Source organism: Xenorhabdus ishibashii (genome assembly GCF_002632755.1).
Taxonomy (GTDB): Bacteria; Pseudomonadota; Gammaproteobacteria; order Enterobacterales; family Enterobacteriaceae; genus Xenorhabdus; species Xenorhabdus ishibashii.
This window is the reverse complement of sequence record NZ_NJAK01000001.1, coordinates 646188-672810: the sequence shown is the minus strand read 5'-3', so window position 1 is coordinate 672810 and position 26623 is coordinate 646188. Positions and strand designations below refer to the sequence as shown.

26 protein-coding genes are annotated in these 26623 nt (G+C 41.2%); 11 read left to right on the top strand and 15 right to left on the bottom strand.

From position 1 onward, the window contains the following. Nucleotides 1-150 precede the first annotated feature (150 nt). Nucleotides 151-1365, top strand: coding sequence for a hypothetical protein (locus Xish_RS03240; protein ID WP_099116687.1), 1215 nt, complete (start codon nucleotides 151-153; stop codon nucleotides 1363-1365). Between the two features lie 53 nt (nucleotides 1366-1418). On the opposite strand, the gene prpR is transcribed toward Xish_RS03240, so the two are convergent. Continuing rightward, nucleotides 1419-3065 carry a propionate catabolism operon regulatory protein PrpR gene (gene prpR / locus Xish_RS03235; protein ID WP_099116686.1) on the bottom strand — a complete coding sequence of 549 codons (1647 nt, stop codon included), beginning with the start codon at nucleotides 3063-3065 and terminating at the stop codon, nucleotides 1419-1421. Between the two features lie 299 nt (nucleotides 3066-3364). On the opposite strand from prpR, the gene prpB reads away from it, so the two are divergent. The 4 genes from prpB to Xish_RS03215 are packed head-to-tail and all read left to right on the top strand — an operon-like array spanning nucleotide 3365 to nucleotide 8864. After that, the gene (gene prpB, locus Xish_RS03230) at nucleotides 3365-4270 is read left to right on the top strand and encodes a methylisocitrate lyase (protein ID WP_099116685.1); all 906 of its coding nucleotides are present in this window, start codon (nucleotides 3365-3367) and stop codon (nucleotides 4268-4270) included. 13 nt (nucleotides 4271-4283) lie between these two features. After that, nucleotides 4284-5435: a bifunctional 2-methylcitrate synthase/citrate synthase gene (gene prpC, locus Xish_RS03225; RefSeq protein WP_208614836.1), complete on the top strand. Its 1152-nt coding sequence runs from the start codon at nucleotides 4284-4286 to the stop codon at nucleotides 5433-5435. A gap of 39 nt (nucleotides 5436-5474) precedes the next feature. Then, nucleotides 5475-6926: a bifunctional 2-methylcitrate dehydratase/aconitate hydratase gene (locus tag Xish_RS03220; protein WP_099116683.1), complete on the top strand. Its 1452-nt coding sequence runs from the start codon at nucleotides 5475-5477 to the stop codon at nucleotides 6924-6926. A gap of 45 nt (nucleotides 6927-6971) precedes the next feature. Continuing rightward, nucleotides 6972-8864, top strand: coding sequence for a propionate--CoA ligase (locus tag Xish_RS03215; protein WP_099116682.1), 1893 nt, complete (start codon nucleotides 6972-6974; stop codon nucleotides 8862-8864). Nucleotides 8865-9171: 307 nt separating this feature from the next. Here Xish_RS03215 and Xish_RS03210 read toward each other — a convergent pair whose 3' ends face one another. Then, complete coding sequence (locus Xish_RS03210; protein WP_099116681.1) at nucleotides 9172-9801, bottom strand: glutathione S-transferase family protein; 630 nt, start codon at nucleotides 9799-9801, stop codon at nucleotides 9172-9174. A 225-nt stretch (nucleotides 9802-10026) separates the two neighbouring features. On the opposite strand from Xish_RS03210, the gene Xish_RS03205 reads away from it, so the two are divergent. Together Xish_RS03205 and Xish_RS03200 are read left to right on the top strand one after the other, a co-directional pair. Further along, nucleotides 10027-10581, top strand: coding sequence for a cytochrome b (locus Xish_RS03205; RefSeq protein WP_099116680.1), 555 nt, complete (start codon nucleotides 10027-10029; stop codon nucleotides 10579-10581). 21 nt (nucleotides 10582-10602) lie between these two features. Further along, nucleotides 10603-11184: a YceI family protein gene (locus Xish_RS03200; RefSeq protein WP_099116679.1), complete on the top strand. Its 582-nt coding sequence runs from the start codon at nucleotides 10603-10605 to the stop codon at nucleotides 11182-11184. 67 nt (nucleotides 11185-11251) lie between these two features. On the opposite strand, the gene Xish_RS03195 is transcribed toward Xish_RS03200, so the two are convergent. The 5 genes from Xish_RS03195 to eco all read right to left on the bottom strand — a co-directional run bounded on the left by Xish_RS03195 (nucleotide 11252) and on the right by eco (nucleotide 16572). Further along, nucleotides 11252-12532, bottom strand: a complete 1281-nt coding sequence (locus Xish_RS03195) for a rhabduscin glycosyltransferase (RefSeq protein WP_099116678.1) — start codon at nucleotides 12530-12532, stop codon at nucleotides 11252-11254. A gap of 19 nt (nucleotides 12533-12551) precedes the next feature. Beyond that, nucleotides 12552-13424 carry a tyrosine isonitrile desaturase/decarboxylase gene (pvcB, locus tag Xish_RS03190; protein ID WP_099116677.1) on the bottom strand — a complete coding sequence of 291 codons (873 nt, stop codon included), beginning with the start codon at nucleotides 13422-13424 and terminating at the stop codon, nucleotides 12552-12554. Nucleotides 13425-13467: 43 nt separating this feature from the next. Next, nucleotides 13468-14472: an L-tyrosine isonitrile synthase gene (gene pvcA, locus Xish_RS03185; protein ID WP_099116676.1), complete on the bottom strand. Its 1005-nt coding sequence runs from the start codon at nucleotides 14470-14472 to the stop codon at nucleotides 13468-13470. Nucleotides 14473-15145: 673 nt separating this feature from the next. After that, nucleotides 15146-15853 (bottom strand): aquaporin Z, encoded by a 708-nt coding sequence (gene aqpZ / locus Xish_RS03180; protein ID WP_099116675.1) that lies wholly within the window; start codon nucleotides 15851-15853, stop codon nucleotides 15146-15148. Between the two features lie 242 nt (nucleotides 15854-16095). Further along, nucleotides 16096-16572 (bottom strand): serine protease inhibitor ecotin, encoded by a 477-nt coding sequence (gene eco / locus Xish_RS03175; RefSeq protein ID WP_099116674.1) that lies wholly within the window; start codon nucleotides 16570-16572, stop codon nucleotides 16096-16098. Between the two features lie 266 nt (nucleotides 16573-16838). Between eco and Xish_RS03170 the strand changes: the two genes are divergently transcribed. Then, a complete protein-coding gene (locus tag Xish_RS03170) occupies nucleotides 16839-17063 on the top strand; it encodes an HP1242/YdcH family protein (RefSeq protein WP_074020983.1) in 225 nt (74 codons plus the stop codon). Nucleotides 17064-17208: 145 nt separating this feature from the next. Here Xish_RS03170 and Xish_RS03165 read toward each other — a convergent pair whose 3' ends face one another. The 8 genes from Xish_RS03165 to Xish_RS03130 form a co-directional block, all read right to left on the bottom strand. Next, nucleotides 17209-17445, bottom strand: a complete 237-nt coding sequence (locus tag Xish_RS03165; RefSeq protein WP_099116673.1) for an ogr/Delta-like zinc finger family protein — start codon at nucleotides 17443-17445, stop codon at nucleotides 17209-17211. A gap of 110 nt (nucleotides 17446-17555) precedes the next feature. After that, on the bottom strand, nucleotides 17556-19022 hold the full coding sequence (locus Xish_RS03160) for a phage late control D family protein (protein WP_099116672.1): 1467 nt from the start codon (nucleotides 19020-19022) through the stop codon (nucleotides 17556-17558). Next, a complete protein-coding gene (locus Xish_RS03155) occupies nucleotides 19019-19489 on the bottom strand; it encodes a phage tail protein (RefSeq protein WP_099116671.1) in 471 nt (156 codons plus the stop codon). Before Xish_RS03155 ends, Xish_RS03160 begins: the two co-directional genes overlap by 4 nt. Then, nucleotides 19486-22437, bottom strand: a complete 2952-nt coding sequence (locus Xish_RS03150; protein WP_099116670.1) for a phage tail tape measure protein — start codon at nucleotides 22435-22437, stop codon at nucleotides 19486-19488. Before Xish_RS03150 ends, Xish_RS03155 begins: the two co-directional genes overlap by 4 nt. Beyond that, nucleotides 22430-22549, bottom strand: a complete 120-nt coding sequence (locus Xish_RS03145; protein ID WP_208614804.1) for a GpE family phage tail protein — start codon at nucleotides 22547-22549, stop codon at nucleotides 22430-22432. The genes Xish_RS03150 and Xish_RS03145 overlap by 8 nt, the downstream gene beginning before the upstream one ends. Before the next feature lie 14 nt (nucleotides 22550-22563). Then, entirely contained in the window at nucleotides 22564-22881 is a 318-nt protein-coding gene (locus Xish_RS03140; RefSeq protein ID WP_045971919.1) for a phage tail assembly protein, read from the bottom strand. A 105-nt stretch (nucleotides 22882-22986) separates the two neighbouring features. Further along, the gene (locus Xish_RS03135; protein WP_099116668.1) at nucleotides 22987-23505 is read right to left on the bottom strand and encodes a phage major tail tube protein; all 519 of its coding nucleotides are present in this window, start codon (nucleotides 23503-23505) and stop codon (nucleotides 22987-22989) included. Nucleotides 23506-23516: 11 nt separating this feature from the next. Next, nucleotides 23517-24689: a phage tail sheath protein gene (locus Xish_RS03130; RefSeq protein ID WP_099116667.1), complete on the bottom strand. Its 1173-nt coding sequence runs from the start codon at nucleotides 24687-24689 to the stop codon at nucleotides 23517-23519. 403 nt (nucleotides 24690-25092) lie between these two features. Between Xish_RS03130 and Xish_RS03125 the strand changes: the two genes are divergently transcribed. The 3 genes from Xish_RS03125 to Xish_RS03115 are packed head-to-tail and all read left to right on the top strand — an operon-like array spanning nucleotide 25093 to nucleotide 26605. After that, nucleotides 25093-25641 carry a hypothetical protein gene (locus Xish_RS03125; protein ID WP_099116666.1) on the top strand — a complete coding sequence of 183 codons (549 nt, stop codon included), beginning with the start codon at nucleotides 25093-25095 and terminating at the stop codon, nucleotides 25639-25641. Between the two features lie 14 nt (nucleotides 25642-25655). Next, nucleotides 25656-26075, top strand: coding sequence for a hypothetical protein (locus Xish_RS03120; protein ID WP_099116665.1), 420 nt, complete (start codon nucleotides 25656-25658; stop codon nucleotides 26073-26075). Further along, the gene (locus tag Xish_RS03115; RefSeq protein WP_099116664.1) at nucleotides 26075-26605 is read left to right on the top strand and encodes a tail fiber assembly protein; all 531 of its coding nucleotides are present in this window, start codon (nucleotides 26075-26077) and stop codon (nucleotides 26603-26605) included. The genes Xish_RS03120 and Xish_RS03115 overlap by 1 nt, the downstream gene beginning before the upstream one ends. Nucleotides 26606-26623 lie beyond the last annotated feature (18 nt).

Sequence of the window (26623 nt, the reverse complement as noted above, 5' to 3'; positions counted from 1 at the left end):
CACACCACGGATGATATGGTTGATAAAAATACAAGTAAATGGTATTTATAGCTAACCAAATTTTTCATTAATTATCAAAAACAGCAACCGCAACATATTGGATAAGCCAATTATTGTTAAATATTTTTGCATTTTTCAAGAGGTAATGAAATGAATAAAAATATTATCATTGTTTATGGTTTTTCAGAGCATAGAAAAAAATACTTAATTGGAATGAATAATTCATCTACTCATGATATATATATCACTATGGATGATTTGCTTTTTAGCTTGTACATACTCATTCCTGGAGGGGGTAATCACATTAGTTCAATTAATGATTTTTTGCAGAGCGATGGAAAAACCAGATTTCTTTTGGAAAAAAACTCAAATTATCTTGTTGATTATTTTTATAGTTCCGTCAGGGATAAGTGTTTAATTTCAACTCAAAACCCTTTGGATGCAAAAAATTTAGAACATTATTTAAATAAAGTGAAGTTTAAAATAAATAAACCTACCGTAGAGTATTTATTGCGTAGCCTCAGTGTTTTTTTCAAAAGCAGACTGCCTCAGCTATCAATCAGTGCCACATTAAACAGGAGGAAAGAAAATATAACTAAAACAGGAAATTATAAAGAGTATAAAAATTATCAGGCCGGATTTCTTGCAAAAAATGCGCTAAACAGCAAGGAAAGAAATTTGAATATTTTAAAAGAGAAAATGAACAACCAATCAAACATAAATTCAGATAACATTGATATCGCCACGTGGAATACAAACAGATCAGCATTCAGTTCTAAAAATTATCCTGAACGTTCAAGTCGTGAATTTATTAGAGGTTCTTTTTACGGAAATTATAACATCGGAAATAAAGCATACACCTCTCAAGCTTTTAATGCATTTATTGAAAGTGATAAAAAAGGATTTGAAAATATTTTGGCTATGCAAAACGATATCGATGAACGTGACAATCGTTATTACAGGGGAGAAGTTACCGAGCAGGATAGAGAAATGTTCGCACACGGAGATTTAATGGCGAATTGTTTTTCAATGGCTTTCATCCGAAAATTGAGTAAACAATCAATTGACTGGGCTGAACAAGAAGCCAGCAAAGAAAACTCACCTATAAAAAAAATTATTTTTTACGTAGAAGAGCATCCCACTCTAGATTCGAAAAAAATAAATAATATTAATACAAAAAATCTCCATCATAAATGGAGAAATAGTAATTTTACAGATATTGGTTCCAATAGCAGAAATTTCCCTATTACTTATTCAGAACTTAAATATGCTATTGCATTAATGGAAAATAAAAAAGATCATCATATAGAACTTATGACTGTAGATAAATTTACTGATGCCAAAAAGGTCATTGATAATCTTTAACAAGATAAATTAGCAACATAAAGTTAATTCTCTTATTTTCAAATAAATGAGTCCTACTTCTGCTTTAACCTCCGCCATAACGTCGTGCGGCTAATTCCTAAATATTCTGCTGCCGCACGTCGATTACCTGAAAATTGTGCCACGATATCATGCACTGAAAGCGTATTTTCGGTATAAGAAAATGGCTCTGTCTGGTGTGTTCTTACACTGTTATTGATAACAGTGGGGTCAAGATGACGCTCCGGTGAAAGTGATAATATCAATGCAGAGGTTAACGCCTGTTCTGGATGTGCACTCAAATAAAGTGCTATCCGTTCCATTAAGTTACGTAGTTCACGCACATTTCCAGGCCAATGATAGGTGTGTAACACGTCATGACACCTGGCAAGCTCTTGTATCCTTAATGCAGAAACGGGTAAATTGAGTACCGCAAAAGCCCGTTGTAAGTACTCTATTGCCAGCAAACTAATATCATTTCCTCTCTCCCTTAATGCTGGTACGTTGATCCGCAGTACACTTAAACGGTAGAACAAATCTGCCCGAAAACGCCCTTCCCTGACCCAGGTATCCAAATCACAATGTGTAGCACAGATGATCCGTACATCGACGGCAATCGGGCGATATCCACCAACCCTGACAACAGATTTTTCCTCCAATACCCTTAATAACCGCGTTTGCAAAGGTAATGGCATTTCACCAATTTCATCCAGAAATAATGTTCCCCTGTGCGCAATTTCAAATAATCCCGCACGTCCACCACGCCGTGAACCCGTGAAGGCACCTTCCTCATAGCCAAACAGTTCAGCCTCCAGCAAGGACTCGGTAATCGCTCCACAGTTAACCGCCACAAACGGCCGCGGATGTTTACCTGCTAACTGCCCATATCGCAAGGTATATTCATGATGAATAGCCTGTGCCACCAGCTCTTTTCCCGTACCGCTTTCTCCCTGAATCAAAACGGTAGCCGTCGAGCGTGAATAGAGCATAATTGTATTGCGCACATGTTCTACCGCAGCAGAATTGCCTCTAATATCGTTGATGGTATGTCGGGTGCGTAATTTGTCTTCTGTAGGATAAGGAGAAATCACAGCTTGATTAAGCTTGCTCATTCGTGCCATCTCCAAAGCATCTCGAAATGCCTGCCGAATTGAATCTGCGGAATAGACAAAAACTCCCACTAACTCAGCTTCATAAGCAAGATCGGTAATCAATCCTGCTCCTACAATCACTTTGATGCCCATCGCCTTTAAAACATTAACCTGCTCCCTGGCATCTTCTTCTGTGACATAACTACGTTGTTCAATACGCAAATTAAAACGCTGCTGAAATTCTTCCAAGGCAGGTAAGGTATTCTGGTAAGTAATGACACCAATTCGGGGACTGATTTGTCGGGCACGAGCCAATGCCTGCATAAAATCAAATCCACTGGCTTTAGCAATAATCACCGGAACAGATAGACGGCTTTTTAAATAAGCTCCATTAGACCCCGCGCAAATCACAGCATCACAATGTTCGGTTTCTAGCCGCTTGCGAATATGTTGAACCGCACGCTCAAAACCCAACTGAATCGGTGTGATATTAGCCTGATGATCAAATTCCGGCGTAATATCACGAAAAAGATCGAAAAGCCTGGAAACAGAGACTGTCCAGATCACCGGCCTATTGTTATCACGTTCTCCTGCGGGTGCTGATGCCACCATATCTCCTCCCATATCTCTTGCTAAGTTCACCTTACTGTTTCATTTCCAGAATTTGAAACAAAATGAAACATAATTGATTCAATATGAAACAAATATACATTATAGCCAATAGCTAAATAGTGACCACTTATCAATCAAAACCTATCCATTTAATTAATTTAGACAATAAAAACAATGCGTTTGTTGCATTCCTGCTGACTCACCTTATCACTCTCTCAATATTGGCATAAACCTTGCTATTCTTTTACAGTAACAATTAAACACAACTTGATTTCATTTTGGTAACAGTGAGGTTATATATGGCATTTTCTTCCGCTGGTTTGGCTTTTCGTCAAGCAATAGAGTGCGAATCTCCGTTACAAGTCGTCGGAACCATCAATGCGAATCATGCATTGTTGGCAAAACGGGCAGGCTACAAGGCTATTTACCTTTCAGGCGGGGGAGTTTCTGCGGGTTCGCTGGGGTTACCAGATTTGGGTATCTCTACGCTGGAGGATGTTTTGATTGATGTCCGCCGCATTACTGACGTCTGTGACTTACCCCTGCTTGTCGATGCTGATATTGGATTCGGTGCCTCAGCGTTTAATGTCGCCCGTACAATTCGTTCTATTATTAAAGCAGGAGCCGCGGGGGTTCATATTGAAGATCAGGTCGGTGCCAAACGTTGTGGTCATCGTCCAAATAAAGAAATTGTTTCCAGACAGGAGATGGTAGACCGTATCAAGGCTGCCGTTGATGCCCGTACCGATGAAAATTTTGTCATTATGGCTCGCACGGACGCACTGGCAGTAGAAGGATTGGATGCAGCACTGGACAGGGCAGCAGCTTATATCGAAGCCGGTGCCGATATGCTGTTCCCTGAAGCGATCACTGAACTGCGTATGTATCAGGAATTTGCCGCCAAAACGCAGGTTCCTGTTTTAGCAAATATTACCGAGTTCGGTGCGACGCCGCTCTTTACAATCGAAGAATTAAGGAGCGTAAACGTCGCCATTGCCCTTTATCCTCTATCGGCATTTCGGGCTATGAATAAAGCTGCCGAACAGGTCTATACCACTTTACGTCGCGATGGCACACAGAAAAATGTCATCAATACGATGCAAACCCGTAATGAGCTTTATGAAAGCATCAACTACTACGATTTTGAACGAAAACTGGATGCCCTGTTTTCCCTGAAAAATAGCAGAGGTGATACTCATGAGTAAGCAGAATACGGCAATGAAACTCTCTGAATCTACACCATTTAAACCCAAAAAATCAGTTGCACTGTCTGGTGTTACAGCAGGCAATACAGCGCTCTGTACCGTTGGCAAAAATGGCAATGATTTACATTATCGTGGCTATGATATTCTCGATTTGGCCACCAATTGTGAGTTTGAAGAGGTAGCATATCTTCTGATCCACGGCAAGCTTCCCTCTCACGCAGAATTAACTTCTTACAAGAACAAATTGAAGTCTTTACGTGGCCTGCCCAGCAGTGTCAAAACCGCATTGGAATCACTGCCTGCAATAGCACATCCTATGGATGTCATGCGTACTGGCGTCTCTGTACTGGGTTGTACTTTGCCAGAAAAAGAAGATCATAACTTGGCTGGTGCCCGCGATATTGCTGATCGCTTACTCGCCTCTCTCGGTTCAATACTGCTTTATTGGTATCACTACAGTCATAATGGCCGCCGCATTGAAGTTGAAACTGATGATGATTCCATTGGCGGGCACTTTCTCCATCTCTTGCATGGTCAAAAGCCACGGAGATCATGGGAAAAAGCCATGCAAACTTCCCTGATCCTGTACGCCGAACATGAATTTAATGCTTCTACCTTTACCAGCCGAGTAATCGCAGGTACGGGTTCGGACATTTACTCAGCCATTATTGGTGGAATTGGGGCACTGCGTGGATCAAAGCATGGTGGAGCCAATGAGGTTTCATTCGAAATCCAGCAACGCTATGACACTCTCGCGCAAGCCGAGGACGATATTCTGGCTCGTTTGGAAAGAAAAGAAGTCATTATTGGTTTCGGCCATCCGGTTTATACCATTTCCGATCCTCGCCACAAAGTGATTAAAGAAATTGCCCTGCAACTTTCGCAAGAAGCCGGTACAACCCAGATGTATGACATTGCCGATCGAATTGAGTCCGTGATGTGGGATAACAAAAAAATGTTCCCGAATCTTGATTGGTTCTCAGCGGTTTCCTATTACATGATGGGGGTGCCTACTGCCATGTTTACTCCGCTGTTTGTGATTGCCCGTACTTCTGGTTGGGCAGCCCACATTATTGAACAACGTATTGATAACAAAATCATCCGTCCATCAGCTAACTATATTGGCCCTGAAAATTTGACATTTATACCGATTGAACAACGTTAATAATCCGATTTACAAATAACACGATTTTAAGGATTGATTATGTCTGCCTCTGTTGTTAATAACTGCCCTGATTATGATCAGGTAATTGTAGATATTGTGGATTATGTCATGGACTACACCATAACATCTCCCATTGCTTATGCCACAGCTCACCACTGCCTGATAGATACTTTGGGTTGTGGATTAGAGGCCCTGGAATACCCTGCCTGCAAAAAACTATTAGGGCCAATTGTGCCGGAAACAACAGTGCCTAATGGCGCTCGCGTACCAGGAACCCAATTCCAACTCGATCCTGTTCAGGCTGCATTTAACATTGGTGCCATGATCCGTTGGCTCGATTTTAATGATACCTGGCTGGCGGCCGAATGGGGACATCCTTCTGATAATCTGGGCGGAATACTTGCCACCGCCGACTGGCTGTCAAGAAATGCGATTGCCCGCGGAGAAAAACCACTCACCATGTGGGATGTTCTGGCAGCGATGATTAAGGCGCATGAAATTCAGGGCTGTCTGGCATTGGAAAATGCTTTCAATAAAGTCGGTTTGGATCATGTTGTTTTAGTCAAAGTGGCTTCCACGGCGGTTGTTGCCCAAATGTTAGGACTGAAACGTGAAGAGATATTAAGTGCGGTTTCATTGGCCTGGGTTGACGGGCAATCCTTGAGAACCTATCGCCATGCCCCCAATACCGGCTCTCGCAAATCCTGGGCTGCGGGAGATGCAACTTCCCGTGCTGTACGTCTTGCTCTCATAGCCCAAACAGGCGAAATGGGCTATCCTTCCGTATTGACTGCCAAAACCTGGGGATTTTACGACGTCTTATTCAATGGTCAGCCATTCAAATTCCAGCGCCCTTATGGTTCTTATGTCATGGAAAATGTGCTGTTCAAAATCTCTTTTCCGGCAGAATTTCATTCACAAACTGCCGTAGAAGCAGCAATGATCTTGCATCAGCAATTAAAAGAGCACGGCAAGGGTATTGAAGATATTGCCCAAATCACTATCCGTACCCACGAGGCCTGTATCAGGATCATTGATAAACAGGGACCATTGAATAATCCCGCAGACAGGGATCACTGCATCCAATATATGGTTGCCATTCCACTGATTTTTGGGCGTCTGACGGCTGCAGATTATGAAGATGATATCGCTGCCGATCCACGCATTGACGCCTTGCGGGAAAAAATAGTTTGTGCCGAAGACCCCGATTTCACCCGTGACTATCATGATCCCGAAAAACGCTCCATCGCCAATGCGTTGACTTTGACATTCACTGATGGCACTCAATTAAACGAAGTTAAAATCGAATTCCCGATTGGACATGCTCGCCGCCGTAAAGATGGCATTCCATTATTAGAGGAGAAATTCAAAATCAATCTGGCGCGTCGCTTCCCGCAAGAGCAGCAACAAAAAATTTTAGCAGCATCTCTTGACCTGATGTCATTAAGAGACATTCCGGTAAACGAATACCTCGATTTATATGTCATATAATTTGTATACCCTTAAGAGATGTAAGAGATGAATGTAGGAGAGATTATGTCATTCCAAAATTTCTATCAGCATTCAATTGATGATCCCGATACTTTTTGGGCAGAACAGGCTAAACGAATACACTGGCAACAGCCTTTTGAACAAACATTGGATCATCACAATCCGCCTTTTGCCCGTTGGTTCTGTGGGGGAAAAACCAATCTCAGCTACAACGCACTGGATCGCTGGCTGGAAAGCCAACCCGACGCCAAGGCGCTTATTGCCATTTCAACGGAAACTAAAACCAATAGTGAGCGAGTTTTTACCTATAAAGAACTACATCGGGAAGTGAATCGAGCCGCTGCTATCATGTTGTCACTCGGCGTAAAAAAAGGTGATCGTGTTGTTGTTTATATGCCAATGGTGGCCGAAGCCCTGTTTATTTTACTGGCTTGTGCCCGTATTGGGGCAATCCATTCCGTCGTATTTGGTGGTTTTGCTTCCCACAGTCTCGCTACCCGATTGGATAACGCCGAACCGGTTTTAGTCGTCTCAGCGGATGCGGGTTCACGTGGGGGAAAAATTATCCCCTATAAACCTCTGCTTGATGAAGCGATTGGGTTAGCCAGGCATAAACCACGCCATGTTTTAATGGTTGATCGCGGGCTGTCCGATATTCATTGGGTGAATGGCAGGGACGTCGATTTTGCCACATTACGGCAGAAGCATCTTGATGCAGAAGTCCCTGTGACATGGCTAGAATCCAATGAAGCCTCCTGTGTACTCTATACATCAGGCACAACCGGAACACCAAAAGGAGTTCAACGTGATGTCGGTGGTTATGCCGTGGCGCTGGCGACATCAATGGATGTTATTTTTGGTGGTAAGGCCGGCGGTGTTTTTTTCTGTACATCGGATATTGGCTGGGTTGTCGGACACTCTTATATTGTTTATGCCCCCTTGATCGCCGGCATGGCAACGATCATGTATGAAGGTCTCCCGATACGCCCTGATGCTGGCGTTTGGTGGCAAATTGTCGAAAAGTATCGTGTCACCAGAATGTTTTCTGCCCCTACGGCAATTCGCGTCCTGAAAAAATACCCTACGGATTGTATTGCCAAATATGATATCTCATCGCTTGAAACACTCTATTTAGCGGGAGAACCGCTTGATGAGCATACCGCCCGCTGGATTGCCGAAACCATTAACGTACCTGTGATTGATAATTACTGGCAAACAGAAACCGGCTGGCCCATTATGGCAATTGCCCGGAGTCTGGATGACAGACCAAGCCGTTTTGGTAGCACGGGCTTTCCCATGTACGGTTTTAACGTCAAACTGCTCAACGAACTGACAGGCCAGGAGTGTGGTGATAATGAAAAGGGCATGCTGGTCGTCAAAGGCCCTTTGCCTCCGGGCTGTATCCAGACTATCTACGGCGATGATCACCGTTTCATTAATACTTACTGGCGTCACTTTGACCAGCAAGTGTATTCGACATTTGACTGGGGGATCCGTGACAGCGATGGTTATTATTTTATTCTGGGACGCTCGGATGATGTGATTAACGTTTCCGGCCATCGTTTAGGAACGCGGGAAATTGAAGAGTGCATTGCCAGCCACGCAGATGTTGCTGAAGTTGCCGTCATTGGTATCAAGGATGAAATAAAGGGACAAGCCGCCGTGGCGTTTGCTGTTCTCAAAGAAGGACGAGAAATCCAAAATGCTGACCATTTTGCTTCATTGGAAAAGGCATTGATGGAATTGGTAGATAAGAAAATCGGTAGCGTTGGACGTCCGGCACGAGTCTATTTTGTAACGCAATTACCGAAAACCCGTTCAGGAAAAATGTTGCGCCGTACTATGCAGGCCATTTGTGAAGGACGTGAACCAGGCGATATTGCCTTGATTGAAAACCCCGCTTCATTAGAAGCGATTCGGGATGCAATTTCCCATTAAGCAATCATATATTCATCTCTTCTTTGTTTAATCCGCATTTAATGTCGCAGAGTTATTATGTTCCGGTACTACATTTTTCTCAGCTACTTTTACCCATTCTCGCTCCGTTCCTATGCGGAGCTTTTTTTATTCAAAAAAATAGATTAGCGTTTCTGTTTGTTGATTTTTAAAATGCAATGGTAGTTAAATTTGATTAGACAACGGCTAACATGAATGAACAAAAAGTTAACGACTATAAAGATCTATTAATTATTAAATCAGGGTACACAAAGCACCCTGAATCATAATTTCATTCATAAAATGTGAATTAATGTGCTATTTTAGGTTCTTTTAGTGCAGACTCTACCCATTCCATCATTGCTGGGTGTTCTAACATACGATTAACCCATCTCTGGCTGATTGCAGAAAGCTTCAATCCGTAGGTTTGGGCACGGCAAGCTACTGGAGCATAAAACGCATCGACAGCCGTGAATTTATCTCCCGCCAGCCATTCATCACCAAATCTGGTTAGTCCTTCTGCCCAAAGCGTATCAATTCGCTCAATATCGCATTGCAATTCGGAAGTTATTTCATTTAACTCAGTGCGAGCAGAACAATTCATCGTGCAAAGCTGACGTAATGTCGCAAAACCAGAGTGCATTTCCGCAGCAGCACTTCTCGCCCACGCTCTGGCTGTTTTATCTGATGGCCAGACTTGCGCATGATCCTCAGCAATATATTCCACAATTGCCAGAGAATCCCAAACAGTAACCTCCCCATCAATCAAACAAGGAACCAAACCCGTAGGTGAAAATGCCTGAAATTTCTCACGGCTGCTTTTGCCATCTTCAAAATAGCTCAGCTTCTCATTAAAAGGAATATCCAGCGCCTTGAGCAAAATCCACGGACGCAGTGACCAGGAAGAATAATTTTTATTGGCTATCCACAATGTATACATCGTCTTTCTCGCTATAATAATAAAATTATGTGATTACATAAAAATGTAATATTTTTACATTAAAATAGTAAATTGGTTAATCCATTATTAAATACCATATCATTAGCATAACACCCCATAAAAAAACAAAATAACACACAAAATAAAGAAATTAATTCACTATGCACTTTAAAAACTCTCGTCTATATTGTAAAAACATCTTTATATTAAAAATAAGGATATAATATGCCACTCAAAAACACTTCCACCCGCTTTGGCTATATTTCTATTTTAATTCATTGGCTAGCAGCACTTGCGGTTTATGGAATGTTTGCACTGGGATTATGGATGGTCACACTAAGTTATTATGATAATTGGTATCATCGTGCCCCTGAACTGCATAAAAGTATAGGTAGTTTACTATTTATTGTCATGGTTATTCGGGTAATATGGCGATTTATTTCACCACCACCAAAACCCTTGGCAAGCTATAGCCTTTTTATACATATTAGTTCACAAATGATGCAACTTATTCTCTATATCGCCTTATTTGGTGTTCTATTTAGTGGATATTTCATTTCTACAGCCGATGGGCAACCTATCAGCATTTTTGGCTGGTTTGAAATCCCTGCAACCTTAACAGGTCAGGGCATACAGGCTGATACGGCGGGCGTTATTCATCTTTATCTTGCCTGGACTGTTGTTGTGCTCTCCCTATTACATGGGCTTGCTGCACTGAAACATCACTTTATTGATCGTGATACCACCCTAAAAAGAATGTTTGGTTACAGACCAAATTAAAATGACTTCTGGAGAATCATTATGCTGAAAAAGACGCTAATAGCCCTGACCGTAGGGGGATGGCTCATGAGTACAGGAAGCGCACTCGCTGCTGATTATAAGTTCGATAAAATAAGCCAACATGCCTTTATTGAATTTCGTATTCAGCATTTGGGATTTAGCTGGCTTTATGGTGGTTTTAGGGACTTCGATGGTAACTTTACTTTTGATCCGAAAAATCCGGCGAACGATAAAGTGAGTGTCGTTATCAAAACCAATAGTATAGACACCAAACATGCCGAACGGGATAAGCATTTACGTGGCCCTGACTTTTTGAACAGCAATAAGTATCCTGAAGCTAAATTCAAATCAACGAATGTTAAGAAAGAAGGTGAACATTACTTTATTACCGGAGATCTCACATTAAATGGTGTGACCAAGCCTGCCACACTGGATGCAAAATTGATCAATGCAGGATACGACCCATGGGGTGAATACCGCGCAGGGTTCGAGGCTACCGGTAAACTCAAATTAAAAGACTTTAATATCAAAGAAGATCTGGGGCCAAAATCTCAGGAAGTTGAACTTATCATTTCCGTTGAAGGCGTGCGTGAAGACACCTAATCATAAAAGAACGCGGTAAGAAAAGCGTACCGCGTTCCATTTACCCTGTTTTAGACAGACATAATATCTATTGGGCAATTAGTTCATTAACGTGATTCGTTATTGATGCCAAAGCATTATGGGCGTCATAATCTGCCTTAATGATCTGTGACTGCTGGCGCCATATCGGGGAGGATAATATCCTTGTCACTGCCTGATATAATTGCTGCTCATTTGGTGTATCAGTATGCAAACTGATACCACAACGTGACCAGATAACACGGGCAACAGCTTCCAATTTACCATCTCCAGTTCCCGCAACCACTAAAGGTACACCATGACGAATGGCTGAATTCAGAGAGCCGTAACCACCATTAGTAATAAAAATTGATGCTCTGGGGAGCCAGTGTTCAAAATTGAGATACTCTACTACTCTGGCATTTTCTGGAAGATCTTCACCCAGGATATCGATAGAACGACCGCCTGTAATCGCCAATACCCGAATCGGCAAAGTTGCTAATCCACGTAATGCAGGTAAAATCAATTGGTTAAAATCAATATTAGCCAGTGTTCCCTGCGTCACCAAAATCAATGGCTGGCTTTCATCCGGCCAACTGATTTGTGTTTTATCATCTTCCACTTTTACCGGTAGCGATCCGATAAAATCCACCGTGTCAGGTAAATCATCACGAGAAAATTCAAATGATTGAGTTGCCAGTTGTAAGAAACGATCAACCTTACTCATCAAAACATCATTATGATCTCCTGTCAGCGGGGGACAATCCACCGCAGCAAGCGATTGATTGAATACTTCCCTGACCTGTTCAATTAATTGGTGCGTTTCCTCATCTACCAATTGATCGCGTGTTAAATCAGCAGGCAATAATTCAGGTGGGATCCGAGCTCCCCAAAATATGGCATCCTTTGATGACCACGGCAGCGGAGTAACACCAATAGCAATGACAGGGATACGTTTTTTAGTCGGCTTCTGCAATAACGGTAGCGCGGCATAAAAGGTATTATCGATAATCAGTAAATCAGCTCGTCCCTCGTCGATGACCTGCAACAATTGTTTCGACAATACAGGAATAGGTGCAGCAAAAAATTGCCTTAACGCCAGCGCCATCTGAGCATTTCCCGGCGGGAGTTTTGCCCGTTCAGGAAAATATTTTTCCAAGCAGCGATAATCAATATCCACTTGTTTATCAAAAGGAACAAAAGTGGCTCCCAATGCTTCCGCTTGCTGTAGAAATAAGGAACCACTAAATATTGTGACATCATGCCCCTGACCTATTAAATGTTCTGCAATAGTGAACATTGGAAAAACGTGACCAGGGGTTGCAACAGCAGCTAAAACAATACGAGACATCAATCAAGTCTCCTTCTACTCAATCGGTACCGGAAACAGAAATAGTGCGGAAGCTGTGATTTTTACACACAGGCACGCCGTGGATATGCACCCGTTGAATATGGCGAGGAGAGCGGGAAATAAAAGCCTCACGTCCATGTAATAAAGTGAAGTTATCGCAAATCGCAATATCACCAGACTGCCATTGATGAGCATAGAAATAACGCGGATCATACAATCGGTTATACAGTGTTTCCTCAAGAACTTGTTGCTCTTCCTGTGACATACCATCTATCTTCAAAGCGTGATGATCAGCATACTTCACATCTTCTTTTCCCATTGGCTCATTGTAACGCATCACCCATTTTTTGCCGTCTGGGTGAGAACAAACCAATGGTGAAGTCACTTCTCCGCCATAATGTGTCACTCGGCTTGTTCGGTAGGTAATAATGGTATTTTTCCATGTATTACGCTCTTCATCACTGGCATCGATAACCAATTGTTCAGTGTTGACAAACGTAGTGCGCCCGCCTTGAGCCGCTTCGGGGGCAGAAACACAGTGAAATAGCTGAAATTCAGGAATTGTTTCTCTATACATTCCATCCCAATGCAACGGCAAATTACCACTGTCCATAACATGATCAGACGGTTCTGGGTGCTCCATAACGTCCAATACAGCACCAAATGGCCACATCATGATTTCACCCCAACGGCCAGAATATTCCGCCAATTTTTCTTTATCCGTAAAACCGGATTGAAAGCCTCGCAATACAACCAGCAGGTGAGTACGAGCTAATTCACGCAAAGCATTAACTGACAGTGTGGTAATATCCTGCTCAGGATGACTGGGAGTAATAAATACACCAAAAGGTTTCATCGCTTCAATATGACAATCAAGTTCATATGTATTCATGATTTTTCTCTCTAAGATACGGTATACCATGTGGTTATTCTGTTTATGCTGTCGCCGTTTGGAATTCTGTTTGCGGATTTTCTTCTGATGGCGTTTCAATCACGTAATGGCTTGGGACATCCCGAATTTCGATCAGCTTCCCATTCATCTTTTTCACTTCATCACTTTTCATCAGTACGAACTGACCGTTAATGTTGGCAGCCACGCCGTGCCACGGCGTCAACCAATCATCCCTGGTCGGCATCATATGAATACCAATTTTGATACTGTCCACGGGTTGTGGATGAATAGAAAGACGGATCGCCAATGGGAACTGCTCTGCTAGCAAATTACCCCACGCCCAACTACGTTGGATAACCCCTACCGAGCGCTGGCGCGCGTCTTTTTGCAACGCATTTTTCGAGCCTGTATATTCGGGTAATAAGCTATCTTCATAAAGAAAACGAGTAATCGCCCGATATAATTGAACACCTTCTTCGGTTTTTTTGAGTTCTTCCTTAATCTCCTCAATTGAAGAGGCATAACGGTTGACCAATAATTCACGTAGTTGATCATAATCATTGGTATATTGTGTTAGTGATTCAACATTACCAAGATTAAAAACTGAAAGATGAGTTGCGCCCAGTTCATGTAGCAGTTTTTCAATTTCTAATTGATAACGGGTAATGGTTTCATCATCGACAAGAATAAGATCACTAAAAACATGTCCATCAGAACAAATAACAATATTTGCTCCAGGTGGATAATAAAGTTGAATACGCTGGCAAAGGGAATTTAGAAAAATCAGTGATAATTTTTCTGCCATATCCGGCATTTTACCCAATACTTTTCTGGGGTTTGGGGACTTTGTCGGAAATGCAGGTAAAATACATTCGATAGGTTTACTCTGTTCCACAAATGCGCGAATACGGGGCAATTGAACCTCAGAAACCTTTTTTTCTTCATCTTGAAGTGTATGCTTATGTTCAGACTCAGGGAAACGACGTCGATACTGCAATAATTCATGTAGAATTTTGTTAGACACTTCTTCTATGTCAAGACGTTCCATAATTCATTCCTAATTTATTACATTTACATCACGGCAAATTAATATAGTTAGCAATATGCAAATATTGCTGAGTATAAAACATCAACTCACATACTTTTTAATATATAAAAATCAAGAGTAAAATTTACAACAGGAAAGTGACAATATACAACCAAATTCGACTATAAACATACTGAGTTTTTCATCTTATCTTATTTTTATTACACAAGCTGTAAAACCCTAAGAAATCATACATATAAATATACACTATTATAATTTCACAAATAAATTAAGTTTTTTTAAAAAAATAATTCAATTTTTTTGATGGTGTTACAAAACTGAAATAAAGTTCAGATTTTTTAGAGAATATTATTTTAAAAAGCCATATTATTTATATATCCAATATTATTTATTACAGGATAAAAATAATGCATTGCGATAAATTGCATGAATATTGATGAACTCATGAGCCTTGTTGGTAATAACATCGGCGGTATTAGCCAGATACTAATAATAACCGCCTGCTTTCTTCGCGTTTGTTAAGGTATTTCAGGCAATTTCGGTTTTATCTAATGTCCATACAAAACCTTGCTCTACGACGGGTAAGAACCTGGTTCCTGATAAAGCCAACATGCATAAAAAAGAATAAAAAAAAGCCATGCTATAACATGGCTTAATTAAAATGAGGGAAATATTAATTAACGGATGAATCATCTTTCTGTAAGAGTATCCGGTATATCAACCCACCGATAGCACCACCAATTAATGGGATCAACCAAAATACCCAAAGCTGCTCCAAGGCCCATGTTCCTTGGAAAATAGCAACCGCGGTACTTCTTGCAGGGTTAACTGATGTATTCGTTACCGGAATACTGATTAAATGAATAAGTGTCAATGCTAAACCGATCGCTAATGGTGCAAAACCTGCTGGTGCATTTTTATCTGTTGCGCCAAGAATGACAATCAGGAAAAATCCGGTTAATACTAATTCAATAACAATTGCAGCTCGTAATGAAAAACCACCTGGAGAATGTTCACCATAGCCATTAGATGCAAAACCACTTGCCGTTGCATCAAAACCACTTTTACCGCTGGCGATAAGGTAAAGTACCGCTGCCGCAGCAATTCCTCCAATCACTTGTGCAATAATATAAGGAATAACTTCTTTAGCAGGAATACGCCCGCCAGCGAACAACCCCAATGTGACTGCCGGATTAAAATGCCCTCCTGAAATATGCCCGACCGCATAGGCCATCGTTACTACAGTTAAACCAAAAGCCAGGGATACACCCACAAAACCAATCCCTAACTGTGGAAATGCCGCAGCTAAAACAGCACTGCCACATCCACCAAATACCAACCAAAAAGTACCCAAAAACTCTGCCGATAATTTTTTAAACATGCTACGATTCCTCAATGATATTTGCATGAATGCAAAAGAATCCAAAAACAGTTTAGTTAATATTTTTAATATTGGGCAAGGAATCATAGACAGAAAATTAAAGAAAAGCTATATCCACCAATATAAACTGGTTTATTACAGATTATTTTATTATTAACTTAACAATAACAACAAAGAAATGATTTCTTAAACAACCTGAGTTTAATATAAAACTCAGGCTGCTGGTTTATTTAACCAATAACTTATTTAATAACTGCTTTATTTACCTCATCCGAAGCTTGCCAAATACGATATTTAACTGTCATCGATTTTGGCGTATATACTACGATAGGTAATTTACTGTTATAACGTATAAAAGCATCTTTACCTAACTGAACCTGAACAAAACGCACTGTTTCTTCTTGATTTTGACAAGCCATCTTTGTTGAAGCGGGACCTGTGACATTATTTAGTACATAATAGTCATATCCCCATCCTTCCAGCGTTTTAGTCTCCAACTTACCGCCGAACCAATGATGATTGCAATCCACTTTCATATCCTTGCCAATCACCAACTCAACCATGTAATTGTTTTCATGTTCTTTCTGAGGCAATTCAATCACACTACGGGCCATTTTCTCAGAAGGCGCAGGATAAGGCGCAATATCTTCAAGTTTTTTGTCCGCAAAAACCGAAGTCGATACCATCAATGCAGCTAAAGGGAATAAATACTTTTTCATATATCACCTCTGAATATTTAAAAAGGAGACTAGATAATAACAATAAAAAAATTGGGGTAAATTATGTTTTTTGGCAATTCACTGATTCTTAAAGGCATAAGATAAGAAAAAATCTATTCACTCATAATCAATGTTAATTTTTATTAATAGCCCACTCTATGAACAGGTTCTACCAGTTCTTTTTTATGTGATATTTCTCAAATCTGATATTAAAATGACCTGCTACACTCACTGAGTGTGGTAGTGAATTTCGTATAGGAGGTCTTATGTTTCCAGAATATCGTGATTTAGTATCCAACCTGAAAGAATCTCATCCCCGCTTCCAATCTTTGTTTGAAAAACATAACCGACTTGACCACGAGATAACCCAACTTGAAGGCCCCAATGGTGCAGGCTACAACGATAAAGTTATCCGCCTGAAAAAAGAAAAACTACACATCAAAGATGAAATGCAAAGGATTTTGCAGGAACAATATCAGAACCAGAAGTAAATCAACCAAATGGTTTTGACGCCTACTTTTTTGTTGACGAGTGGGCGTCACAAGAGGTTCTCGAATAGAGAACCATTTCAATTCAACATGCCAAAAAAAGCCACCATAACGGTGGCAAAAACTGGAGCAATGATTTTTTCGTTATTTATTGTGCAGCAGCCGCTTTCTGGCGAGGTTGTCTCTTGGTTTTTGCCCTTGGATGTGGCATCACATTCTGGACTTCACCTGGCTTAGAAATGAAACGGACAAAGGTTTCATGGCTGACGAACGTTGCTCCACAATTGATATTCTGACATTGGTTATAGCGCTCCTTTGTTTGGCTTGAATGCTCAAAGCTGCTACGAGTATGCGCTGACTGACTACACAGAGGACACTTAATCATATTTTGTTCACCTTTCTGAAATCGTTATCTTGAAATAACTGTCTTGAAATAACACCATCTCGTCTGGTGAACAATATACCAAAGATCTCATATCAAGATCAATAGATCATTTAAAATTCGTCGATTTTTATTTCGAGATCTAATGATGTCGTAAAACCACTGTCATTCAGCGTGTGAGTGACTTTGACCAAGGTCCAGTCAGTTTCATCAATTTCTGGCTTAAACCCCTCTAATTGGATGGGAGTTTCAGGATAAATATCAGCACGCCCCAATGCTAATGTGATAGAGAACTGTGCAGCTCCTCGTTGCATTTTTTTCCAAACGGCGATAGCAGCCCGCTCTGCGCTTTCTTTGTTAGAATAAATGCGCGAAAGCGTCAGAATATTCTCCTGAGTTCCTACCAAATAGCTTGAAGATTTTTGCTGTACCGTAGTTGCTTGATGGTGTTCAACCGTTGATTCACGCTGTTCTTCATAAGATAAGTTTGCTTCAATACCGAAATTGGCTTCTATCTCGATACTGCCATTACTTTTGTTTTTCTTTTTACTCCCCTTCTTAATATAAGCCGGCTTTCCACGACCTTTAGTTTTTGATCCTTTCTTAGCCAAATTAACTTTGCCAGATACAGGTGGTTTAGGTTTAAGATCTTTTTCCTTTTTAGTGGATTGTGGTTGCTTTTGCCTGGAAGTTACTCCCTCTTTTTTAGTGGCATTTTTGTCTTTTTGAGAAGGCTCCTTGCCTGATGATTGGTTACTGCTGCTTTCATATTCAACAATAAGTTCAATTTTTTCTTCTGTTGATTCCTTTCGTTTCAGTTTAACCGTCTGTTTAGTCGCTGTACGTGTATCCATCCACTGAGCAGCAACACCGGTATAAGCCTCACGATCGGACAGAGAAAATCTGTGACTATCTCCTGAGTTACGTGTAATCAGTACAGGCGGAATATGCTTACCACTCACCGTTTTATTCTGCCCTTGCTGAACAAACAATAATTCACCATTTTTGACTGAAGCGATTGCACCTTCTTGTTTTGCCAATCGAGTCAAAAAGCTGACGTCAGATTCATTTGTTTGATCAATATGCATAGAGATATTTTCTAACTCAGGGCTTATCTTAAACGCCAATTTATTTCTGGCAGCGATGGTACTGACAATACTGCCTAAAGTGCATTTATGGTAAGACGCCTCCCGTTTCACATTCAGATCACCACGAAAATCTGCACTGCGGGCACGAATGGTCAATCGATCGGGCGCACCGACATGTTCAATTTCATCAACAACAAATTTTCCTTTCGGCGTTAAGGAGTGGCCATGCCACCCCAGTTCTAATGTAAGAATATTGCCACGACGAGGCATCCTCAGCATGCCATCCGCATCATCCAATTCAATATCGAGCTGGTCTGATTCCAAACCACGATTATCCGTCAATGTTAATGACATCAGGCGTGATTGGATCTCACCACTGATATCCTTATTGTTGATTTCCAGACGAAAAGCAGGCTCGCTGATTTTTCCAGTGACCAAATCAAATCGAGGAATCCAATCCGTATCGGGTATCCACTTTTCAAAATCGCTCATGAGAACACCCCATTGACTTTATCTTTATCAACAACATCATCTTTGAATGCAGAAAGCTGATCCTGCAAGTCCCCCAACATTTCGAGCAAATTATTGTCAACACGTCGCAAAGTCAGCGTAAAACTGATTTTTCTGGCTGCACCGCCTGACATAAATTCTGTTTTAGTCTCATCGATGCTTTCGATAACGAACATACCGTAAATGGCACCAGTGCCATCAATAAAAGACCACGCCTTGCCACTATCTGCCATCAATGTCAATGAGGTCAATGAAAGTGAACCCCCTGTCAGTTCAGGATAAAGTTCCCCTGATAGTGTGATCGTATCATTGTCTGAACCGACAAACTGCCAGGCAGGCCGCGCTCCCACGCGGCTGTTGAAGGCATGTCGCCAACTCTGTTTATATTGAAAAGTTTGATAGGGCGTTGTTTTCAGCATAAAAACAAACAAACCAAGTGCAGCCATCATAAGAAATCTTCTCCTCTGTCTGAAAGTGAACTACGCATACGCGCCTGGTGCATACGTTCTCTCTGTTCCAATTCCTGCCTGACCACACGGGCAATATCCTGCGCGGATTGTCCCTGAGCGCCATAGACATAGATGTTATATTGCGGTGCTGCACCACTATATAGCTGTGGCTGACTCCGCTCCCGTTTCGCCTGCACTTCCTCATAAGCATGAGCAGGTAAACTCTGCGCGTGTAATGGTGCATCCTGCGCCGCAATCGGCAGTGACATTGAGCTGACGGCAAGACCTAAAGCAGCGAATTTCGCGGTATTTTTCCGGCTGGTAACATTAGCTGGGCCATTGATAATCTCAGGGCCATATTCCCCTACAAGGCCTTGTTTTCCAGCAGGAATAAATCCTCCTTTATCATGTTGAGTAATCTGTTTTGCCTGCTGAGATGTGTCACTCTTGGTAATTTCCTGGGATGTTTTTACGGTAACTTCCTTGTTATCATCATCAGACCACCACGATTTAAACCAATCAGTAATAGAGGCGAATTTACTTTTCAGGCTTTCCCATTTTTCCTGAATACCAATTAGCAAACTATCGATCATTGCTGAGCCAGCCGCTTTTAATTTTTCAGGAATAGCCTGAACATCAGCAACAATTTCATTCCATCTATCTGAAATCGACTTTTTAACGCTCTCCCAAATTTCTAAAGTATTCTGTTTAACGGATCCCCAAACTTCACCTATTTTAGTTTTAACGGATTCCCAGGCTTCTAAGGTACTTTGTTTAATCGAGTCCCAATTTTGGTAAATAAGACCGATTAATCCACCATCCATGAAATAACTCTTAATACCTTCCCAGGCGGCACTGACTCGGTCTTTAATTCCCTGCCATGCATTACTACAGACATTTTTGATGTTTTCCCACATAGCAGTGAATTTGGGTCCTAATGTTTCCCAATTCTGCCAAATATAAATAGCAGCCATTGCGATAACACCAATAATGGCAAGAATGGGGTTCGCCATCATAGCTCGGCCAATAAACAGCATTGCTTTACCTAATACACTAAAAGCACTACTTAAGAAAGACAGGCCTTTTACACCAACACTTGCCAGGATATTTATGCCATTACCCAAAACACCAAAAACTTTTTGACCAATATTCCCTAGTTTTCCTATACCTTTTCTTAACCCTACAAAAATACCGCTTTTGTTACCGCTACTGAATAGTGTATTTAATGAATTTCTGAGGAAACCAAAAACTTTCCCTCCAACACTACCCAATATATTGAGACTACTTCCCAAGTAACTAAATATTCTTACACCTAATTGACCAAATATACTTAAGCTAATTCTCAAAGAGCCAAAAACTCGTATCCCCAACTGAGCAAAAATACTCAAACTAATTTTCAATGAACCAAAGATTCGGACACCTAACTGCCCAAAAATATTCAATCCTATACGCAGTGAACCAAAGATCCGGACGCCCAACTGCCCAAAGATATTCAACCCAATACGTAACGAACCAAAGATTCGGATACCCAATTGTCCAAAGATATTCAGCCCAATACGTAACGAACCAAAGATTCGGACACCTAACTGCCCAAAAATATTCAAGCCAATACGCAATGAACCAAAGATTCGGATTCCTAATTGCCCAAAAATATTCAAGCCAATACGCAATGAACCAAAGATTCGGATTCCCAACTGACCAAAAATATTCAGGCCAATGCGCAACGAACCAAAGATCCGGATTCCTAATTGCCCAAAGATATTCAGACTAATACGCAATGAACCAAAGATTCGGACGCCTAACTGCCCAAAGATATTCAGACTAATACGCAATGAACCAAAGATTCGGATTCCCAACTGACCAAAAATATTCAGGCCAATGCGCAACGAACCAAAGATTCGGATTCCTAATTGCCCAAAGATATTCAGACTAATACGCAATGAACCAAAGATCCGGATTCCCAACTGACCAAATATATTCAGACTAATACGCAATGAACCAAAGATTCGGATTCCTAATTGCCCAAAAATATTCAAGCCAATACGCAATGAACCAAATATTCGGATTCCCAACTGACCAAAAATATTCAGGCCAATGCGCAACGAACCAAAGATCCGGATTCCTAATTGCCCAAAGATATTCAGACTAATACGCAATGAACCAAAGATTCGGACGCCTAACTGCCCAAAGATATTCAGACTAATACGCAATGAACCAAATATTCGGATTCCCAACTGACCAAAGATATTCAGCCCAATACGCAGTGAACCAAAAATCCTAATGCCTATCTTTCCAAAAATATTTAGCCGAACTTTCAATGTTTCAAAAGTCTGAATAGACAAAATACCAAAGATACGGAGACTAACTCTCAGAGAGCCAAAAACTCTTATACCAACACTACCAAAAATTTTTATAGAATTAATTAGGATTTGAAACGACGCCTTCACTGAATTAGTAGGAAATTTCAAAACTGTTTTAATTTTTTTCAGCGCACCAAATAAAATAGTTATTTTTGGATTAATATTAATAACCAATTTATCCAACAATTTAAAATTGTTAGTCATATTGCCCGTCACACCAAGATTAAATTCATTCTTTTTACTGGATGAATTTTCCTGTCTGACATTTTGGTTTATTTGAACAAGATTAGCTGATTGGCTGGCGGCATTCACCTGCAATACTTGTGAGGAATTCTGCCGCGCAGAGAAAGATTGTTTAATGGTTTGATTATAGGCCTTAAGATCGGCACGCATACGCGCAGTTTCCTGCGCATAACCTACAATGGGTTTTAATCCTTCAACAGTCTTATTAAGTTTTTTAAACTGGTTATAAATTTTATCAACTGAACCTACCAGTTTTTTCTGATGCTGTTGAAAAGATTTAAAGGAACTGGTCAGCTTACCAACAGTACTCAGTACCTTGTTAAGCTGTGACTGTATATTACTCATTTTCTGCACCACTTCTTAAAATGGCCCGATGTCGCCAGTCCAATAGTTCCGATAGTGACATTTCATCTGTGACTATCGGTGACCAGTGAAAAACGGTGGCAATATCTGCCACCAATTCATCAACGGTTAATCGTTCTGGGAATCGGACTTGACCGATTTCGGTAACAAAAAATTGACCACCTCCACACTGAGATTAATCAGATCACCAGGTGACATCATCATCAGGTCATTTTTGGTCAATGCAGGGGTGGTAACACGCGGCAGGACAAGCAGCATAGAATCCACATCCATTTCCAGCAGTGCCTGTAAACGTGCACCGCGCAACGCACCGCTGTTAGGTTTGCGTATCATCACTTCCGTGATTTCGCCGTTGCCTCGCGCCAGTGGTGCTTCCAATTCAATGGTGCGCAGATCGTCATTTTGAGTATTCAGTGTTTCTGTCATGGTTCAACCTTGTTTATCCGATAGAAACCTGTCTCAACAGGCACGATTAATACACTGATGAGACAGGAAATAAGTTTTAAAAAAGTTAATTGCTAAAAGAAGCGATTAAAAAAGACCGATAGCGCGGCGATGCTGTTCCAGACGATCTTCCCCACCTACTTTTTCAACCATGTTGATGGTGTCGATTTCAATCAGTTCTTCACCATTCCATGTCAGTTTGAAATAAGTATTTTTGGCAGTGATTTTGGTCTGGGTGTTATCCCCTTGTTTATAAGTACCGTGATCGAACTCCTGGAAACGACCACGCATCACAACTTCGACTGCAACCACTCCACCGTTATCTTCACTCTCAAAAGAGCCAGCAAAGCGCAGCATGACACCATCGGCTTTCGCGATGCCCCACTGTTTGTACAGTTGAGCTTCAACGCCACCCAGAGTGAATTCAGCATCCAGTGCGCCTTCATCCAGACCTAAATCCACCATTGCGCTGCCATTCATGCCAGCACCGCGATAGGCTTCCAGCTTGCGGCTTAACTTAGGAAGGGTCAGTTCTTCCACGATCCCCTGATAGTTGTTGCCATCATTGAACAAGTTCAGGTATTTAAGTTTGCGAGGTAATGCCATCAGTTAGCCCCTTATTTATTGATACTTTTCGCGAAATCCATCAGGTAACTATCTGTAATGCGCTGGCGTAACATCATGTTTTCCAGTGGTGGTACAGGTGTATAGTCATAGTCGATGGTCAGTTTGCCGGCTTTCAGGGTGTCCTTGTCATTAGCCTTGTCGTCATACCAGCAGCGACCATCAATGATGTAGCCACCAGATTTCAGTTCACGGAACTTGGCATTGATGCCTTCGATGATGTCGCGCACCAGCGATGGAGTCAGCGGTTTATCGATAGCCCACATGTGTGCTTCAGCCATAGTGTCAGCCAGAACCTGAGCGGTACGGGTGTAGCTTTCGAACTGAAACAATGGATCATCAGAACAAGTGCGGGAACCCCAGAAACGGAAGCCGTTTTTGCGGATCAGCGTCGTGATGCCTGCTTTGTTCAGCAGATCGGCGTCAGTCGCGGTATCTTGCAGATCCCAGAACACATCGGCAGACAGACCAGTCACACCATTGACACCAACGTTGGACAAGGTTTTATGCCAGCCGGTTTCTTCGTCGATTTTAGCGCGCAGACCCAGCGCACGAGCGGTTGCGAAAGCAGTCGCTTCGCTGCTGGTGACGGTATCCCAGCTCAGGAAGTCAGGCCAAATCAGCATCAGCTCACGATGCTTGAAGTTTTCACGATATTTGATGACTTCTTCGATTTTTTTACAGCCATAAGCGCTGACATACGCCATTGCTTTCAGCTTCTCGGCAATAGAGGCCAGTTCAGTAGCCACAGCTTTTGAATCCAGACCCGGAACACCCAGAATACGTGGTTTAACACCGAGCTGGCTTTGCGCAGCGAGCAGTGCCTGCATACCGGTTTTCTTGCCTTCTGGCGTAACCCCACCGATGATGTTGCTACTGGTTTTTTCTTCCGTTTCGCCCTCAGCCACACGAACCACGACAGTGACAGGTTGTGCCTGTGCTGCGATTGCTTTCAGTGATGCGGCCAAAGTACCTTTTTCACCAGCTTTACCAATGGCGCTCATAACGTCAGTCAGTAATACCGGTGTGTCTAATGGAAATGTTTTTTCGTCTGCGTCAGGTGCAGTACAGACCATACCAACGATAGCGGTGCTAACGGTAGTGATGGTGCGTGTACCTTCGTTAATTTCCTGTACACGGACGCCGTGATGATAATCTTGTGCCATATTAGCGTTCTCTCCTGTTAAGGTGTGCTGATATATTGGCGGATTAGACGGGGGAAATCATTCGATTGGCGGTGTGTGGGGGGTGGTACAAATGTGGTTTTATATTTTCCTTTATAATCAATTTGTTGGGTTTGTTTTTGATTGGTTTTAATTAATTTTAGGTGGATTGGTGAAAATCAAATGGTTTGGCTGGAAAGAGTCTTTGATTGGTTAAATAACAACCTTCACCTGGTTATTCAACAACCCATTTTGGTTTAAAATTTATCCTTTCCTGTGTTATTCCGCGTGATTCTGCCTTTTGGTTATTTTTTGACAGGCTAAAATGGCTCTTTTTTGTTATTGGTTTTCAGTTTTTGGAGTTTCGAGAGTGGGATCTTGACTGGATCGTGAGGATCTGTGGATTGTGAAAAACCTCGGTTTAACGGGAACCGTTAATCTGGCTGCTGGAGCATGGTCTAAATCTATTGTTGGTCGGGTGAATAGTGGAGGGAAATTTGCAAGCTGTAATAAACCCGGGATATATCTCATTGCTATTGATAATTCCACAACTGTATCAGATTTTCCCAAAGTAAATGGTGTGCCAATTTATAGTTATGGCATGATGATTGTGACAGTAGGCGATCCATGTATTTCACAATTATATATATCACATCGCGGACATGTTGCTGTTCGGCAATCATGGAATTCAGGTGAAAATTATCAAGAATGGTTTGTTCAATATAGCTCTGCGAATAAACCATCAGCTGCAGATATTGGTGCGCTACCTATCACTGGCGGGAAATTAAATGGTGTGATACAGGCTTCTGGATTTGTAGCATCTCAAGGGGATGGAAGACAACATTTTGCACTGGCTGATGATGATGGGCAACCACGAGCATGGATATATAAAGACAAAGGTGGTGATGGAATACACATAAATAATGGATACGATGGTGGGGGGAATGGATTTTAAATAAAAGCGGTGGAATGTATTGCCCTGGTAAAATAAGTTCTTATTTAGAACATACCATTAGACATACTGGTTTTGGAAGAATTAATTTCTTACATCAAAGTACTGGAGATTATATATTTTTAGAAACAACAACTGATGGAAAGGGTATCTATTTTGTTCAGCGAAATAAAGATAATAAAAATCAATGGATATTACATTTCCCTCAAAAGGATGGTGTTGTTGCTACAACTGATGATATTGCTAATTATGTTCAGGATATTCGTTTTGGCTCTGTAGAACATTCAGCAATTTGGAAAGGTTATGGCTTTTCTGATACTCCCCCGTATGTGATTACTGCAGTAGTTAATGATGGAAATAACGAACCAGATACTACTTCACGGCGTCCACTCCAAAAACTTATTAATGGTACTTGGTATAATATAGGAGCATTATAATGTTGCATTTAAAAAATTTTTCTAGATATTCTCCAGATACTAATGAAGAGAAAAAAATCGAACTTGAATTTCAAGCTATTTTCTACCAAAGCGAAAATGGTGATGATTGGTACAAAAGTATACCAAAATTTAATGAGGATACTTATAAGATAAAATATGATAAGAATAATGTTGTTTGCGCTATAAATAAACAAGCCTCTACTATTTGTCCGGAAGATGGAAGTATTGTTGAAATGACATCACTACCTAATGGTGTAGATGTTTTAGGAGGTTGGCAATATATCAACGGAGTTATTATTACACGTAAATACACCAAAGATGAATTAATCACTCAAGCTGAAAAGAGAAAACAGAAATTATTAACTAAGGCCAATGCTATTATTTCCCCTCTTCAAGATGCTGTTGATTTAGAAATAGCGACGAAATCAGAAATATTATCTCTTAATGAATGGAAAAAATATAGAATTATACTAAATCGAATTGATTGTACTAAAGCACCAAACATTGACTGGCTTAAAGCGCCAGAATAACAATTAGGGGCACGCAGC